Source organism: Pseudomonas sp. G7(2022) (genome assembly GCF_052660475.1).
Window position 1 is genome coordinate 1822641 of record NZ_CP109659.1, and the last position, 16510, is coordinate 1839150.

The window sequence follows — 16510 nt, forward strand, 5'->3', positions numbered from 1 at the left end:
AGACAATGGCTATCGAGATCAAAGCCCCCACTTTCCCGGAATCGGTTGCCGATGGCACCGTTGCCACCTGGCACAAACAACCGGGCGACGCCGTCAAGCGTGACGAACTGATCGTCGACATCGAAACCGACAAGGTCGTTCTGGAAGTGCTGGCCACCGCTGACGGCGTGCTGGGCGCAATCGTCAAGGGCGAGGGCGAAACCGTTCTGTCCGACGAAGTCCTGGGCTCCATCGTTGAAGGCGGCGCTGCTGCCGCTGCTCCGGCTGCCGCTGCTGCTCCGGCCGCTGCTGCCGCTGCCCCGGCTGCTGCCGGCGCTGACGAAGACGCGATCGCCGCACCAGCCGCTCGCAAGCTGGCCGAAGAAAACGGCATCAACCTGGCTTCCGTTAAAGGCACCGGCAAAGACGGCCGTGTGACCAAGGAAGACGTGGTTGCCGCAGTTGAAGCGAAGAAATCCGCTCCGGCTGCTGCGCCGAAAGCTGCTGCTCCGGCCGCTGCCGCTCCTGTGTTCGCCGCTGGCGACCGCATCGAGAAGCGCGTTCCGATGACTCGCGTTCGTGCCACCGTTGCCAAGCGCCTGGTTGAAGCCCAGTCGAACATGGCGATGCTGACCACTTTCAACGAAGTCGACATGACCGAAGTCATGGCGCTGCGTTCGAAGTACAAGGACCTGTTCGAGAAATCCCACAACGGCGTACGCCTGGGCTTCATGTCGTTCTTCGTGAAGGCTGCCACCGAAGCGCTGAAACGCTTCCCTGCGGTCAACGCTTCGATCGACGGCAACGACATCGTTTACCACGGCTATGCCGACATCGGTGTGGCAGTGTCCAGCGACCGTGGCCTGGTGGTTCCGGTTCTGCGCAACGCCGAGCACATGAGCCTGGCTGAAATCGAAGGCGGCATCGCCACCTTCGGCAAGAAGGCTCGTGACGGCAAACTGTCGATGGACGAAATGACCGGCGGTACCTTCACCATCACCAACGGTGGTACCTTCGGTTCGATGATGTCGACCCCGATCGTTAACCCGCCGCAGGCAGCGATTCTGGGCATGCACAACATCATCCAGCGTCCGATGGCCATCAACGGTCAGGTCGTTATCCGTCCGATGATGTATCTGGCACTGTCCTACGATCACCGCCTGATCGATGGCAAAGAAGCTGTGACTTTCCTGGTGACCATCAAGAACCTGCTGGAAGATCCGGCTCGTCTGTTGCTGGATATCTGATAGAAGCAGCCATGAGCTGCAGGTTTCAGGCTGCCGGGAACGGCAGTCTGGCTTGCAGCTTGCGGCTTGAAGCTTTTCGCTAAAGAGGATTTTTTGAATGTCGCAGAAATTTGACGTAGTAGTGATCGGTGCGGGCCCTGGCGGCTACGTGGCAGCCATCAAGGCCGCGCAACTCGGCCTGAGCACTGCCTGCATCGAGAAGTACACCGATGCTGAAGGCAAGCAAGCCCTGGGCGGCACCTGCCTGAACGTAGGCTGCATTCCTTCCAAGGCGCTGCTGGACAGCTCCTGGAAATACAAGGAAGCGAAAGAAAGCTTCAACGTCCACGGTATCTCGACCGGCGAAGTCAAAATGGACGTCGCTGCGATGGTTGGCCGCAAGGCTGGCATCGTCAAGAACCTGACCGGCGGTGTTGCCACCCTGTTCAAGGCCAACGGCGTTACTTCGATCCAGGGCCACGGCAAACTGCTGGCCGGCAAGAAAGTCGAAGTCACCAAGCCGGACGGCTCGGTTGAAGTCATCGAAGCCGAAAACGTCATCCTGGCTCCAGGTTCGCGTCCGATCGACATTCCACCGGCTCCGGTCGATCAGAAAGTCATCGTCGATTCGACTGGCGCTCTGGAATTCCAATCCGTACCTAAACGTCTGGGCGTGATCGGCGCTGGCGTGATCGGTCTGGAACTGGGTTCGGTCTGGTCGCGTCTGGGTGCAGAAGTGACTGTCCTGGAAGCCCTGGACACCTTCCTGATGGCAGCGGACACCGCGGTTTCCAAGGAAGCGCTGAAAACCCTGACCAAACAGGGTCTGGACATCAAGCTGGGCGCTCGCGTAACCGGCTCGAAAGTGAACGGCGACGAAGTGGTTGTGAACTACACCGACGCCAACGGCGAACAGACCATCACTTTCGACAAGCTGATCGTAGCCGTTGGTCGCCGTCCGGTGACCACTGATCTGCTGGCAGCCGACAGCGGCGTGACCCTGGACGAGCGCGGTTTCGTGCACGTTGACGATCACTGCGCCACCACCGTACCGGGCGTCTACGCCATCGGTGACGTGGTTCGCGGCATGATGCTGGCTCACAAGGCCTCGGAAGAGGGCATCATGGTCGTCGAGCGCATCAAGGGCCACAAGGCCCAGATGAACTATGACCTGATCCCTTCGGTTATTTATACTCACCCGGAAATCGCATGGGTCGGTAAAACCGAGCAGGCCTTGAAAGCTGAAGGCGTTGAAGTTAACGTCGGCACCTTCCCGTTCGCAGCATCCGGCCGTGCCATGGCCGCCAACGATACCGGTGGTTTCGTCAAGGTCATCGCCGATGCCAAGACTGACCGCGTATTGGGCGTGCACGTGATTGGCCCGAGCGCTGCAGAACTGGTTCAGCAGGGCGCGATCGGTATGGAATTCGGCACCAGCGCTGAAGACCTGGGCATGATGGTTTTCTCCCATCCGACCCTGTCCGAAGCCTTGCACGAAGCAGCTCTGGCAGTGAATGGCGGCGCCATCCACATTGCCAACCGCAAGAAGCGTTAAGACACACAATAAGAAACCACGGCGGTACGGCCCGTCGTGAGCCTTGCGTGCAAGACTCACCGCGGAATGTCCGCTGGACGCAGCCTTGCGTAGCTGCACCGGGTATCCGGAAAGGCTACGCAAGCAGCAGTCACAGGTGGCGCGGCACTCATAAAGAGCGCAGCGCCGAATGCGCAGTACCTAACGAAGACGGTAAAAAGCATGAATCTTCACGAGTATCAGGGTAAGCAGCTGTTCGCTGAATACGGCCTGCCAGTTTCCACTGGTTTCGCAGTAGACACCCCGGAAGCAGCAGCAGAAGCTTGCGACAAAATCGGCGGCAACGAGTGGGTTGTCAAAGCCCAGGTTCACGCCGGTGGTCGCGGTAAAGCGGGCGGCGTCAAGCTGGTTCGCAGCAAAGAAGACGCCAAAGCCTTCGCACAGCAGTGGCTGGGCAAGCGTCTGGTGACTTACCAGACTGATGCCAATGGCCAGCCAGTCACCAAGATCCTGGTTGAATCGTGCACTGATATCGCTAAAGAGCTGTACCTGGGCGCTGTCGTTGACCGTTCGAGCCGTCGCATCGTGTTCATGGCTTCCACCGAAGGTGGCGTGGACATCGAGAAAATCGCTCACGACACTCCAGAAAAAATTCTGAAAGCCACTATCGATCCACTGGTTGGCGCTCAGCCATTCCAGGGTCGCGAGCTGGCATTCCAGCTGGGTCTGGAAGGCAAGCAGGTTGCTCAGTTCGCCAAGATCTTCGTAGGTCTGGCCAAGCTGTTCAAGGATCACGACCTGGCTCTGCTGGAAGTGAACCCGCTGGTGATCAAGGCTGACGGCGATCTGCACTGCCTGGACGCCAAGATCAACATCGACGCCAACGCAATGTACCGTCAGCCTAAGCTGAAGACTTTCCACGATCCGTCCCAGGACGATCCGCGCGAAGCGCACGCTGCCAAGTTCGAACTGAACTATGTAGCGCTGGAAGGCAACATCGGCTGCATGGTGAACGGTGCCGGCCTGGCCATGGGTACCATGGACATCGTCAACCTGCACGGCGGCAAGCCAGCCAACTTCCTCGACGTAGGTGGTGGTGCTACCAAAGAGCGCGTGACCGAAGCTTTCAAAATCATTCTGTCCGACAGCAATGTCGCTGCAGTACTGGTTAACATCTTCGGCGGCATCGTTCGTTGCGACATGATTGCCGAAGGCATCATCGGTGCAGTGAAAGAAGTCGGCGTGAAAATCCCGGTTGTTGTTCGTCTTGAAGGCAACAACGCTGAACTGGGCGCTAAAGTACTGGCAGAAAGCGGTTTGAACATCATCGCTGCTACCAGCCTGACCGACGCTGCTCAACAAGTCGTTAAAGCTGCGGAGGGCAAGTAATGAGCGTCCTGATCAATAAAGACACCAAAGTAATCTGCCAGGGCTTCACCGGTGCGCAGGGTACTTTCCACTCCGAACAAGCCATTGCCTACGGCACCAAAATGGTTGGCGGCGTGACACCAGGCAAAGGTGGCACCACTCACCTGAACCTGCCTGTGTTCAACACTGTGAAAGAAGCTGTAGAAGCCACTGGCGCCACCGCCAGCGTGATCTACGTTCCGGCTCCTTTCTGCAAGGACTCGATCCTGGAAGCAGCGTTCGGCGGCATCAAGCTGATCGTCTGCATCACCGAAGGCATTCCTACCCTGGACATGCTGGACGCGAAAGTTAAGTGCGACGAGCTGGGTGTTACCCTGATCGGCCCTAACTGCCCAGGCGTGATCACTCCGGGCGAGTGCAAGATCGGCATCATGCCAGGTCACATCCACTTGCCAGGCAAGGTCGGTATCGTTTCCCGTTCCGGCACCCTGACCTACGAAGCTGTGAAGCAGACCACTGACGCCGGTTTCGGTCAGTCGACTTGCGTCGGTATCGGTGGTGACCCGATCCCGGGTTCGAACTTCATCGATATCCTGAAGCTGTTCCAGGAAGACCCGAAGACCGAAGCGATCGTCATGATCGGCGAGATCGGCGGTTCGGCTGAAGAAGAAGCGGCTGCCTACATCAAGGCGAACGTGACCAAGCCGGTTGTTTCCTACATCGCTGGTGTGACTGCTCCTCCGGGCAAGCGCATGGGCCATGCGGGTGCAATCATCTCCGGCGGCAAAGGCACTGCAGACGAGAAATTCGCTGCGCTGCAAGACGCAGGCGTGAAAACCGTGCGTTCGCTGGCAGACATCGGCAAGGCCCTGGCCGAGCTGACTGGCTGGGAAGTGAAGAAGTAAGCTTCGGCTGACTTCTCTGCTCCAGCAACAAAGGCCACCTTCGGGTGGCCTTTGTCGTTTCTGTTGGGTGAGTTGACGAAGGTGAGTTATAGGCACCTGCCCAATTACATGCAAAAACGCGACACGGACATGTCGCGTATCGGATAGTTCGCCCTCAAACAGTGCGTTTGTCAGACAAATTCGTTAGGCTAGCAGCCATTTTTGCGTCTGCCGCCCACAAGGCATGCAACGCGCTAAACGGGTCAGTCCCATACGGATTGACAGCATTTCCCTAACCCCACAGGGAAATCCCCCTCTAAATTCCGATTCAGTAGTGTGGTATTTCCTTAATGAAAGTTTTGAAAGGTCAGGACATCCTGGCACTTGGCTTTATGACATTCGCCCTGTTCGTCGGGGCCGGCAACATCATCTTCCCGCCTATCGTCGGTTTGCAGTCCGGGCCAAACGTCTGGATGGCGGCGCTGGGCTTCCTGATCACGGCGGTTGGTCTGCCGGTGGTCACCGTCGTGGCGCTGGCCAAGGTCGGCGGAGCGATGGATGCCTTGAGCACGCCGATCGGCAAGATTGCCGGTGGCGTACTGGCAGCCGCGTGCTATCTGGCGGTCGGCCCGTTGTTCGCCACGCCGCGTACCGCAACCGTGTCTTTCGAAGTGGGCCTGGCGCCGCTGACCGGTGAAAGCCCGCTGGCGCTGTTCCTCTACAGCTCGGTGTATTTCCTGCTGGTATTCTTCATCTCGCTCTATCCGGGCCGTCTGCTGGATACCGTAGGACGTTTCCTGGCGCCGCTGAAGATCATTGCCCTGGCCGTACTCGGCATCGCTGCGTTCGCGCTGCCGGCCGGTGATATCGGCGTGGCCACTCCGGAATACGTCGCGGCACCGTTCTCTCAAGGCTTCATCAATGGTTACCTGACCATGGATACCCTGGGCGCCCTGGTGTTCGGCATCGTCATCGTCAACGCGATCCGCTCCCGTGGCGTCGAGTCGCCGGCCCTGATCACCCGTTACGCGATCATCGCCGGGCTGATTGCCGGTGTCGGTCTGGCGCTGGTGTATGTCAGCCTGTTCCGTCTGGGTTCCGGCAGTCATGAAGTGGCCGCTGGCGCTACCAACGGCGCGGCGGTGTTGCACGCTTATGTGCAACATACCTTCGGTTCGCTGGGCAGTGGCTTTCTCGCGGTACTGATCTCCCTGGCGTGTCTGGTGACGGCGGTCGGCCTGACCTGTGCCTGCGCTGAATACTTCAGTCGCGTAGTGCCGCTGTCCTACAAGACGCTGGTCATCATCCTCGCCGCGTTTTCGTTGCTGGTGTCCAACCTGGGCCTGACCAAGCTGATCGCGTTCTCGATCCCGGTGCTGACTGCGATTTACCCGCCGTGCATCGTGCTGGTGGCCCTGAGCTTCTGTGCCGCGTTCTGGCATGAACAGAGCCGCATCATGGGCCCGGTGATGCTGGTGTCGTTCGTGTTCGGCACCATCGATGCGCTGAAAGGCGCCGGTCTGGCTGACTGGATGCCATCGCAACTGGCCCACCTGCCGCTGAGCGAGCAAGGCCTGGCGTGGCTGGTGCCTTGCGTGATGACCCTGGTAGTTGCCGTCGTTTGTGATCGCCTGCTGGGCAAGCGCGCCGAAGCACTTGCCTAAGATTGCCGGGCTGCCACAAGCGGCCTTGGGTGATTAAACAGAAATGCCCCGTATCAATCGATACGGGGCATTTTTTATGGGTGTGAGGCAGTGTCTTTTTCCCTCGACTAACGTCGAAGGGGAGCCGAAATCTTCATCACAGGGAATTGCATGTCGTTCATACAAGCCAACCTGATTCATCTGCTGGCCGCGCTCTGGTTCGTCATCTGCTGGGGCGGTTACACCCGTTATGCCACCTGGAAGGGCCGTGACACCGCGTGCCTGGCCAGTGTGTTGCACCTGTACCGCGAAGACTGGATGCGTCGCATGCTGCTGCGTGACAACCGCATCGCCGACGCCAGCGTGATCGGCAACCTTGAGCGCAATGCGTCGTTCTTCGCCTCCAGCACGTTGATTATCCTGGCCGGCATTCTGACTGTGCTCGGTGCTTCGGAGCGTGCAGTGTCGTTGCTGGCAGACATCCCGATGGTGCAGCAGGCCTCCCAGGGTATGTCGGAGATCAAGTTGCTGTGCCTGGCGCTGGTGTTTGTGTATGCCTTCTTCACCTTCAGCTGGTGCATGCGCCAATACAACTTCGCCGCCATTCTGGTCGGCTCGGCCCCGATGATCGGTGAGCGTCAGGTTTCCGAGCAGGAGCGCAAGGCGTTCGCTTCACGGGCGGCACGGGTGATTTCGATGGCGGCCAACCAGTTCAACTTCGGTCTGCGTTCCTACTACTTCGGGATGAGCATGCTGGCGTGGTTCGTCAGCCCGTGGCTGTTCATGTTGATGAGCGCTGGCGTTGTGCTGGTGTTGTATCGCCGCGAGTTTCATTCCGACGTGCTCGATGTAATGGTCTATACCCCTACAGAGGCGCCATTGCCCGAAGCGAACAAAGAGGCTGCTTGATGAGTATTCCGTTCTGGTGTGTGTTGATCAGTGCGTTGTTGATCTACGTGGCGCGCATGCCCGTGGGCAAGGCCATGAAAGAGCAGGGTGGCTACAACAACCATCTGCCGCGTCAGCAGCAGGCGCAGCTCACCGGTTACGGAGCCCGGGCGTTGGCCGCCCACCAGAACAGCATCGAAGCCTTCATTCTGTTTGCCGTCGGCGTGCTGATGGCGCATACCACGCAGACGGCGGGATGGCTCATCGATACATTGGCGATCATCTTCGTGATCGCACGGATTCTCTATTTGTGGTTCTACCTCGCGGACATTCCCGCGCTGCGCAGTCTGGTCTGGCTGGTCGGCTTAGTTTGCTCATTGTTGTTGATGATTAGTCCGACTTTTAGAACTGTCTTGCTCTAAGGTGGCATGGGCAAAAAATCACAGGCAAAAGAAAACCCGCACTTGGCGGGTTTTCTTTTTTGCCAGCGAGAAGCGGTTTATTGCTTCTTGGCAGCTTCTTCTTGCGCTGCAGCGTTCGATTCAGCCTGAGCTTTGGCAGCTTCGGCGTTTTCTTTCGCTGCGTCGTTCACTTTATCCTGAGCTTTGTTCATGTCTTGCTGAGCTTGTTCAGCATGTTGGTTGGCATCTTGAGCTTTGTCCTCGGATTTTTTATCGCAGGCAGCGAGACCGAGGGAAGCGGTCAACATCAAGGCAATAGCTAAAGTCTTACGCATGGGGTGTTTCTCCTTATGGAAAATAACTACTGGCCTTAAGAGCTCGGGCCCAAGGGTTAAGTTCCTCATTTCTCACAGATATATAAGTTTGTTTTGCAATGGAACTTTTGCTGTTCTTGCCACTACCGGCAGCAGTGATTAACAAGAGTAATTATCAAATGGCCGAAAACCCTGTTTTTGAGCGCGCGACACGCTTTCTCTCGGCCCTGCGCCACTGCCAGGTACTGGGTTTGAAAGTGCACAGCGCCAGCAGCGAAGGCCTGACGGTGGTCCTGCCGTACAGCGCACAGATCGTTGGTAACCCGCTGACCGGCGTGGTCCACGGCGGGGCGATCACGTCGCTGATGGACACGGCGTGTGGCATGGCCACCCTGTGCGTGCTGCCGGAATTCGAAGTCTGCCCGACCCTTGATCTGCGCATCGACTACATGCACGCCGCCGAACCGCATAAAGACGTCTATGGCTTCGCCCAATGTTATCGAGTCACCACCGATGTGATCTTCGCTCGCGGCTTCGCGTATCAGGATGATCCCGAGCAACCGATTGCGCATGTCGTCGGCACCTTCATGCGCATGGGCAAGGGGCTTAAAGGGACAAAAGGCTTTGGTGGCGCGATCAAGGGAGAAAACCCATGAGCGATGATTTCAAGCTGCAACTGCAAGAAGCCCACGAAAAGGGTGACTACGCGCCGCTGCTCAAACTGATCCCCTACGCCGGACTCATCGGCGTCGAGTGTTCGCGGGTCGGTGATGACCTGCTGTTCAAGCTGCCGGCCAACAAGGACAACATTGGTAACCCTTTATTGCCGGCGATCCACGGCGGAGTGATCGCCGGATTCATGGAGCTGTCTGCCGCCCTGCACCTGCTGATTTTCACCGGTGCGCCCGGTGTGCCGAAAATCATCGATTTCTCCCTCGATTACCTGCGGGCCGGGCAGTTTCGCGACACCTGGGCCCGGTGTCAGGTCTGCCGTCAGGGCCGGCGGGTGGCCAATGTCGCGGTCACTGCCTGGCAAAGCACCGAAAGCGAACCGATTGCCACCGCCCGCGCACACTTCAAAATCGATGAGCCCTTGAAATCCTGAAGCACGCCCCCAACTCACAGAACAACCCGCCGCCGACCAGCAGGGTCGCGGCCAATGCCATCTGATTGGAGTTTGATGACCATGAGTGTGGAAACTCAAAAGGAAACCCTGGGCTTCCAGACCGAGGTGAAGCAGCTGCTGCACCTCATGATCCATTCGCTGTATTCCAACAAGGAAATCTTCCTTCGCGAATTGATCTCGAACGCCTCTGACGCCGTCGACAAATTGCGCTTCGAAGCCCTGGCCAAGCCAGAGTTGCTCGAAGGTGGCGATGAACTGAAAATCCGTGTGAGCTTCGACAAGGACGCCAAGACCGTCACCCTCGAAGACAACGGCATCGGCATGAACCGTGACGATGTGATCACCCACCTGGGGACCATCGCCAAATCCGGCACCGCCGATTTCATGAAGAATCTCTCGGGCGATCAGAAAAAGGATTCGCACCTGATCGGTCAGTTCGGTGTGGGCTTCTACTCCGCATTCATCGTTGCTGACAAAGTTGACGTGTACAGTCGTCGCGCCGGCACTGCCGCCAGCGAAGGCGTGCACTGGTCGTCGAAAGGCGAGGGCGAATTCGAAGTCGCCACCATCGACAAGCCAGAGCGCGGCACCCGCATCGTCCTGCACCTGAAACCCGGTGAAAACGAGTTCGCCGATGGCTGGCGCCTGCGCAACATCATCAAGAAGTATTCCGACCACATCGCGCTGCCGATCGAGCTGCCGAAAGAAGTGGCCGCTGCCGAAGGCGAAGAGAAGCCAGAAGTTGAGTGGGAAACCGTCAACCGCGCCAGCGCCCTGTGGACCCGTCCTCGCACCGAAGTGAAGGACGAGGAATACCAGGAGTTCTACAAACACATCGCCCACGACTTCGAAAACCCGCTGTCGTGGAGCCACAACAAGGTCGAAGGCAAGCTCGAGTACACCTCGCTGCTGTACTTGCCGGCCCGCGCACCGTTCGATCTGTACCAGCGTGAAGCGCCGAAAGGCCTGAAGCTGTACGTACAGCGCGTGTTCGTGATGGATCAGGCCGAGTCGTTCCTGCCGCTGTACCTGCGCTTCATCAAAGGCGTGGTCGACTCCAACGACCTGTCGCTGAACGTGTCGCGGGAAATCCTGCAGAAAGACCCGATCATCGACTCGATGAAGTCGGCGCTGACCAAGCGTGTGCTGGACATGCTGGAAAAACTGGCGAAGAACGAGCCTGAGCAATACAAGGGCTTCTGGAAAAACTTCGGGCAGGTCATGAAAGAAGGCCCGGCAGAAGATTTCGCCAACAAGGAAAAGATTGCCGGTCTGCTGCGTTTCGCATCGACCAACGGCGACGACGGCGAGCAGATCGTCGGGCTGGCCGAGTACCTGGCGCGCGCCAAGGAAGGTCAGGACAAGATCTACTACCTCACCGGCGAAACCTACGCGCAGGTCAAGAACAGCCCGCACCTGGAAGTCTTCCGCAAGAAAGGCATCGAAGTGCTGCTGCTGACTGACCGCATCGACGAGTGGCTGATGAGCTACCTCAACGAGTTCGACGGCAAGAGCTTTGTCGACGTCGCGCGCGGTGACCTGGACCTGGGCAACCTGGACTCGGAAGAGGACAAGAAGGTCGCAGAAGAAGTCGCCAAGTCGAAGGAAGGTCTGGTCGAGCGTCTGAAAACCGCACTGGGCGATTCCGTGGCCGAAGTCCGGGTTTCCCATCGCCTCACCGATTCGCCGGCTATTCTGGCGATCGGCGAGCAGGACCTGGGTCTGCAAATGCGTCAGATCCTCGAAGCCAGCGGGCAGAAGGTGCCGGATTCGAAGCCGATCTTCGAATTCAACCCGAGCCACCCGCTGATCGAGAAGCTCGACAACGAGGCCAGCGAAGATCGCTTCAGCGACCTGTCGCACATCCTCTTCGACCAGGCCGCTCTGGCGGCTGGCGACAGCTTGAAAGACCCGGCCGCTTACGTGACCCGTCTGAACAAGCTGCTGGTCGAGCTGTCCGCTTGATCAAACGGTAGAAAAACCCGCTTCGGCGGGTTTTTTCATTCTGGAGTTCAACCAATCTGGAGTCAGAAATGAGCCAAGTCACTGTACGTTCCGTGGTCTATCAGATTGACGGCCAGCCTTATGAAGGGCGCCTGGCGTTCGACGCCGAGCACAAAGGCGCACGTCCGGGCCTGCTGATGGCGCCGAACTGGATGGGTGTCAGCGCTGGCGCTGAAGAGATCGCCAAATCGGTGGCGGCCAAGGGGTATGTGGTGCTGATCGCTGACGTGTACGGCCAGGCCGTGCGTCCGCAGAACGCCGATCAGGCCGGTGCGGCGATGATGCCGCTGAAGAATGATCGCGCACTGCTGCGCAAGCGTATGCAGGCCGCGTTCGAACACTTGCAGAAGCAGGGCGAGGCGGCGGTCGATACCTCGAAACTGGCGGTGTTCGGTTTCTGCTTCGGCGGTTGCTGTGCACTGGACCTGGCCCGTACCGGAGCCCCAGTGAAAGCGGCGGTGTCGTTCCACGGCACACTGGATTCGCCGAACCCGGCGGACGCAAAGAACATCAAGGGCTCGGTGCTGGTGCTGCACGGTGCTTCCGATCCGTTGGTGCCGAAAGAGCAGTTGCCGGCATTCGAAGACGAGATGAACGCCGCTGGCGTGGACTGGCAGTTGTTGAGCTACGGCGGCGCGGTGCACTCGTTCACCGATCCGCACGCCAATGTGCCGGGCAAGATGATGTACGACGCGAAGACCGCAGCGCGGGCGTTCAAGTCGATGCATGACTTGCTGGATGAAGTGTTCAAAGGCTGATTCGGTTGAAAGCACTCCCACGCCTGGCGTGGGAGTGCTGGTTTAAAGCGGTGTCGGCTCGCTGCGTGATTTCGGCAGCTCGATCCGCTCGACTTCCCCCGGCACTGTCGGCCAGTCACCGGCCGCCCACTTGCGCCGCGCCTCATCGATTGCCGCCGGATCGCTCGCAACAAAATTCCAGTTGATCCGCCGTGGCCCGTCCAGTGGCGTACCGCCGAACAACACCGCGTGGCTGTCGCTCTCGGCGAACAAACTCATTTCTTCCCCGGTCGGCAATACCACAAGCGCATGGGGTTCGACCGCTTCGCCGTTCAATTGCACATCACCGCTCAAGACATACAGCGCCCGTTCTTCATGCTCGGTCGGGATCAGCAGTGTGGTCGCGGTTTGCATCTTCAGTTCGGCATAGAGCGTAGGAGAAAGCACCGGCACCGGTGATTCCAGACAAAAGCCTGACCCGGCGATCATGCGGATCTGCACGCCGAGGTTATCGCTGACCGGCAAGGTCGAGGCCGGGTGATGGCTGTAATGCCCCGGGCCTTGTTCGTGATCTTTGGGCGACGCGAGCCAGATTTGCAGGCCGTGCATCTTGAAGCTCTGATCCCATAGCGGTTCGGGTGTGCGCTCGACGTGAGCGATCGCCGTGCCGGCCGTCATCCAGCTGACATCGCCAGCACTGACCACCTGATCCGAACCCAGGCTGTCCTTGTGCTGGATCTGCCCTTCGAACAGATAGGTCAAAGTCGACAGACCGATGTGCGGGTGCTGTCGGATGTTCATGCCTTTGCCCGCCGGATAAACCGTTTCGAGCATGTGGTCGAAAAACACGAAAGGCCCGACGCTGCGGCATTTGGCTGACGGCAGCGGACGCAGGATCGGCTGGCCTTCGACGTCTTCGGCGCGCGGGCGGATGATCAGGGGTTGGGTGTCCATGGTCCATTCCAGGCTGAGCGGGTGATGCGTGGAGCATAACCCGCCGGTGTCGTCGGGGTGATTACTGGCTGTCGAAACCGACTGGCGCGTGGGTTTCGATGGTGACTTCGCTGGTGGTCATCAGCTTGTGAATCGGGCATCGATCGGCGACGCGCAGCAGTTCTTCGCGCTGGGCATCGGTGAGCACGCCCTTGAGGGTGAGGGTCACGTGCAGGGCGTATTTGCCTTTCTGTTCCTGGCTGTTGTCGCGTTTGACTTCAACACCGACGCCGGTCAGCGGGATGTCCTTTTTCTTTGCGTACAGCTTCAGGGTCAGGGCCTTGCAGGCGCCGAGGGCGGCGTCGAAGTAATCGTGCGGCTCCGGAGCCGAGCCTTCGCCGCCGGCGGTCGTCGGGACATCGGCGAACAGTTCATGTTCATCGATCTGTACAGTGTGGCGAAAACCTTCGGCAGACACGGTATTGACGGTAACGGTCATATGAACCTCGCAAGCTGTAGGAAAAGGGATTCGATCAAAAAAGACCTTGCAGGTATAGAGCATTCCCACACAGGCGCGTTCCACTTTCTTGCCGGGTGAACCCTCGTTGTCCGGCGAGGGTCTAGGCTATGCCTGTCTGCCGGAGAATGCTTGTGTCCGTGTTTCGTTTGAGTCTTGCCTGCCTGATGGTTTTCACCGGCGCCGCCAATGCCCGGGAATACATCTATAGTGACGCGCATCTGCATTACGTGGATTTTTTCCAGGAAACCGCCGGCATGCCGAAATTGCTGACGGCCATGAAGGAAAACTCCATTGAGCATGTGATGATTTCCGGCATTCCCGTGGCGAAGAAATGGCACGAAGACGAGCCGAAGCGCCCGCGTTATTACGCTGGCGATGATGCCGATGCCTATTGGTACAGCGCGACTGACGTGATCGTCGCCGACGCGGTGCAGAAACTCGCCCCGGAACAGCGCCAGTACTTTCACCCGTTCCTTTCAGGCTTCAATCCCAACGACAAGAACTCCGCCGCGCACATCCAGCGCATGCTCGATTTGTATCCCGGCTTGTGGCAGGGCATCGGCGAAGTCTTCACCCGTCACGACGACCTGACCGCGCTGACCTCTGGCGACACGCCACGCGCCAACAACGAAGCCATGACTCGCATCTATCACCTGGCCGCCGAAAACGATCTGCCGGTGATGTTGCATTCCAACATCACCTCCAAGCGTGAGAAGAATCCGCTGTACCTGAAGGAAATCGAAGAGCCGCTGCGTAATCATCCGCACACTCGGTTCATCTGGGCCCATGCCGGTACCAGTGCCGAAATCCATCGTCATCAAACGCAACTGGATTTTCTGCTGCCGACCCTCGCGCGAATGCTGGAGGCGTACCCGAACCTGTTCATTGATCTGTCGTGGAGCCTGCTGACGCCTTATCTGCTGGATGAAAAGGGCCAGCCGCGAGCGGAGTGGGTGCAACTGGTGGAACGTTATCCGGATCGCTTCATGCTCGGTTCGGACGTGGTCGGGCGATTCAACAAACTCGGCAAGCAAATCCACGGCTTCAAGCCGTTTCTCGACGCCTTGCCGGAAGCGGTGGCGAAAAAAGTCGCACGGGACAACTTCCTGGCGATATTGCCGCGAACAGCGCTCAAGTCCGGCAAACCCGCGCTGAATCGATAATGCCGGAGGTTCGTAGGATCAAGGCCTTTTGATATCGCGTTTTGGTCTTACGCATTTTTTAAAAGGGCCGATACCTTCTAGAGCAACCAGCTGCAGGGTTGATGCAGCGCTTTTGGAAGGAACCAGAGCAATGAGTATCCGTAGTCTCAATATTGCACCCCGGGCCGGACTGGGTTTTGGCGTGCTGGCGCTGATGGTGTTTGCCCTTGGCGCATTCGCCCTGCTGCAGATGTCGAACATGCGAGCCCAGTCCGACGAGGTCGACAAGAACTGGCTGCCCAGCGTGATGGCCGTGGGTGAAATGAGTCAGGACATGCTGCGTCTGCGCGCCCTGACCATGCGTCTGTTGCTCAATCGCGATCCGCAGGCCCTGGACCAGAATGTGGCCAAGCTCAATGAGCTGCGCAGTGTGTTGAGCGAAGCCCAACAACGTTACGACATCCTGATCGTATTGCCCGAAGAGCGCGCGCTGTTCGACCGCTTCAAGGTCGCCGAACACAAATATCTGGAGTTTCAAGCGCAGGTGATGACCTTGTCCGCTCAAGGACGAGTGGAGGAGGCGGCCGCCATTCTCAACGGGCAAATGAGCCCGCTGGCGGATGAAATCGCAGTGACCCTGCGTGAACTGGTCGAGCTGAACAAGCACAACGCCAATCTGGCCACTGAGGCCGCACGGCTGGTGTTCACCAATTCGCGGGTCTGGGTCGGGGTGATGATCGGCATTACCGCGCTGATTACCATTGCGCTGGCGTTATTGCTGACCCGCAGCATCGTGCTGCCGCTGTCGCAATCGCTCAATGTCGCGGAAGTGGTGGCCGGTGGCGATCTGACCGGTGATATCAGCATCTCCGGCAAGGACGAACCGGCGCGGCTGCTGCACGCGCTCAAAAGCATGCAGCACAATCTGCGGGACACCATCCGCCGAATCTCGGAGTCGTCCAGTCAACTGGCTTCGGCCTCGGAGGAGTTGAGCTGCGTTACCGAAGACGCGACGCGAGGGCTGCACCAGCAGAGTCTGGAAATTGAACAGGCCGCCACGGCGGTCAACCAGATGACCGCCGCCGTGGAGGAGGTAGCCAGCAATGCCGTCGCGACTTCCGAGGCTTCCCGTGAGTCTGATCGCATTGCCCAGCATGGTCGCGAGCAGGTGCAGCAGACCGTGTCGTCCATCGAGCTGCTGGCGGATGACGTAACCGCCAACGCTACGCAAGTTGAGGATCTGGCACAGAAGGTCTACAGCATCAGCAAGGTGCTGGACGTGATCCGCTCGATTGCCGAACAGACCAATCTGCTGGCGCTGAACGCGGCGATCGAAGCCGCGCGGGCGGGGGATGCCGGGCGGGGTTTTGCGGTGGTGGCGGACGAAGTGCGGGCGCTGGCCCATCGCACTCAGCAGTCGACCCAGGAGATCGAGCAGATGATCGGCGGCATTCAGCAGGGCACCGATTCGGCAGTCAGCTCGATGCAGCAGAGCAACATTCGCGCACGCTCGACCCTGGAGCTGGCGAAGGCCGCTGGCGTGGCGCTGGAGGAAATCGCTTCGGCGTTTACCTTGATCAACGAGCGCAACCTGGTGATCGCCAGTGCGTCGGAAGAGCAGGCCGCCGTGGCGCGGGAAGTGGACCGCAACCTGATGAACATCCGCGATCTGGCGATGCAGACTTCGGCGGGGGCCAATCAGACCAGCGCTGCGAGCCAGGAGCTGTCGCGGCTGGCGGTGGACCTGAACAGCATGGTGGCCAGGTTCTCGGTCTGATCAGCGTTCGACAGGCGAAAAAAAGCCCCGCGTT

General features: G+C 58.9%; 16 protein-coding genes. 13 read left to right on the forward strand and 3 right to left on the reverse strand.

The features are described from left to right. The first annotated feature begins 5 nt into the window (after nt 1-5). The 7 genes from odhB to NE357_RS08290 all read left to right on the forward strand — a co-directional run bounded on the left by odhB (nt 6) and on the right by NE357_RS08290 (nt 7944). The gene (gene odhB, locus NE357_RS08260; RefSeq protein ID WP_169429451.1) at nt 6-1226 is read left to right on the forward strand and encodes a 2-oxoglutarate dehydrogenase complex dihydrolipoyllysine-residue succinyltransferase; all 1221 of its coding nucleotides are present in this window, start codon (nt 6-8) and stop codon (nt 1224-1226) included. Between the two features lie 97 nt (nt 1227-1323). Next, complete coding sequence (gene lpdA / locus NE357_RS08265) at nt 1324-2760, forward strand: dihydrolipoyl dehydrogenase (protein ID WP_011333117.1); 1437 nt, start codon at nt 1324-1326, stop codon at nt 2758-2760. 201 nt (nt 2761-2961) lie between these two features. Beyond that, nucleotides 2962-4128 (forward strand): ADP-forming succinate--CoA ligase subunit beta, encoded by a 1167-nt coding sequence (sucC, locus tag NE357_RS08270; RefSeq protein WP_007959029.1) that lies wholly within the window; start codon nt 2962-2964, stop codon nt 4126-4128. Then, nucleotides 4128-5012 carry a succinate--CoA ligase subunit alpha gene (gene sucD, locus NE357_RS08275; protein WP_011333119.1) on the forward strand — a complete coding sequence of 295 codons (885 nt, stop codon included), beginning with the start codon at nt 4128-4130 and terminating at the stop codon, nt 5010-5012. Before sucC ends, sucD begins: the two co-directional genes overlap by 1 nt. Nucleotides 5013-5341: 329 nt before the next feature. Further along, nucleotides 5342-6655, forward strand: coding sequence for a branched-chain amino acid transport system II carrier protein (gene brnQ / locus NE357_RS08280; protein WP_169429452.1), 1314 nt, complete (start codon nt 5342-5344; stop codon nt 6653-6655). A gap of 150 nt (nt 6656-6805) precedes the next feature. Continuing rightward, the gene (locus tag NE357_RS08285) at nt 6806-7543 is read left to right on the forward strand and encodes a DUF599 domain-containing protein (protein WP_011333121.1); all 738 of its coding nucleotides are present in this window, start codon (nt 6806-6808) and stop codon (nt 7541-7543) included. Further along, nucleotides 7543-7944, forward strand: coding sequence for an MAPEG family protein (locus NE357_RS08290; protein WP_169429453.1), 402 nt, complete (start codon nt 7543-7545; stop codon nt 7942-7944). Before NE357_RS08285 ends, NE357_RS08290 begins: the two co-directional genes overlap by 1 nt. 77 nt (nt 7945-8021) lie before the next feature. Here NE357_RS08290 and NE357_RS08295 read toward each other — a convergent pair whose 3' ends face one another. Further along, the gene (locus NE357_RS08295) at nt 8022-8258 is read right to left on the reverse strand and encodes a hypothetical protein (protein WP_007959016.1); all 237 of its coding nucleotides are present in this window, start codon (nt 8256-8258) and stop codon (nt 8022-8024) included. A 158-nt stretch (nt 8259-8416) separates the two neighbouring features. On the opposite strand from NE357_RS08295, the gene NE357_RS08300 reads away from it, so the two are divergent. The 4 genes from NE357_RS08300 to NE357_RS08315 all read left to right on the forward strand — a co-directional run bounded on the left by NE357_RS08300 (nt 8417) and on the right by NE357_RS08315 (nt 12125). Next, entirely contained in the window at nt 8417-8893 is a 477-nt protein-coding gene (locus NE357_RS08300) for a PaaI family thioesterase (protein ID WP_085710556.1), read from the forward strand. Beyond that, complete coding sequence (locus tag NE357_RS08305) at nt 8890-9342, forward strand: PaaI family thioesterase (protein ID WP_169429454.1); 453 nt, start codon at nt 8890-8892, stop codon at nt 9340-9342. Before NE357_RS08300 ends, NE357_RS08305 begins: the two co-directional genes overlap by 4 nt. An 81-nt stretch (nt 9343-9423) precedes the next feature. Beyond that, nucleotides 9424-11328: a molecular chaperone HtpG gene (gene htpG, locus NE357_RS08310; RefSeq protein ID WP_169429455.1), complete on the forward strand. Its 1905-nt coding sequence runs from the start codon at nt 9424-9426 to the stop codon at nt 11326-11328. Nucleotides 11329-11396: 68 nt separating this feature from the next. Then, complete coding sequence (locus tag NE357_RS08315; protein WP_169429456.1) at nt 11397-12125, forward strand: dienelactone hydrolase family protein; 729 nt, start codon at nt 11397-11399, stop codon at nt 12123-12125. A gap of 42 nt (nt 12126-12167) precedes the next feature. On the opposite strand, the gene NE357_RS08320 is transcribed toward NE357_RS08315, so the two are convergent. Next, complete coding sequence (locus NE357_RS08320; protein ID WP_169429457.1) at nt 12168-13058, reverse strand: pirin family protein; 891 nt, start codon at nt 13056-13058, stop codon at nt 12168-12170. A gap of 61 nt (nt 13059-13119) precedes the next feature. Continuing rightward, the gene (locus NE357_RS08325; protein ID WP_007959010.1) at nt 13120-13536 is read right to left on the reverse strand and encodes an OsmC family protein; all 417 of its coding nucleotides are present in this window, start codon (nt 13534-13536) and stop codon (nt 13120-13122) included. Between the two features lie 128 nt (nt 13537-13664). Between NE357_RS08325 and NE357_RS08330 the strand changes: the two genes are divergently transcribed. Further along, a complete protein-coding gene (locus NE357_RS08330; protein ID WP_169429458.1) occupies nt 13665-14720 on the forward strand; it encodes an amidohydrolase family protein in 1056 nt (351 codons plus the stop codon). Between the two features lie 130 nt (nt 14721-14850). Beyond that, nucleotides 14851-16476 (forward strand): methyl-accepting chemotaxis protein, encoded by a 1626-nt coding sequence (locus NE357_RS08335; RefSeq protein WP_169429459.1) that lies wholly within the window; start codon nt 14851-14853, stop codon nt 16474-16476. The last annotated feature ends 34 nt before the right edge of the window (nt 16477-16510 follow it).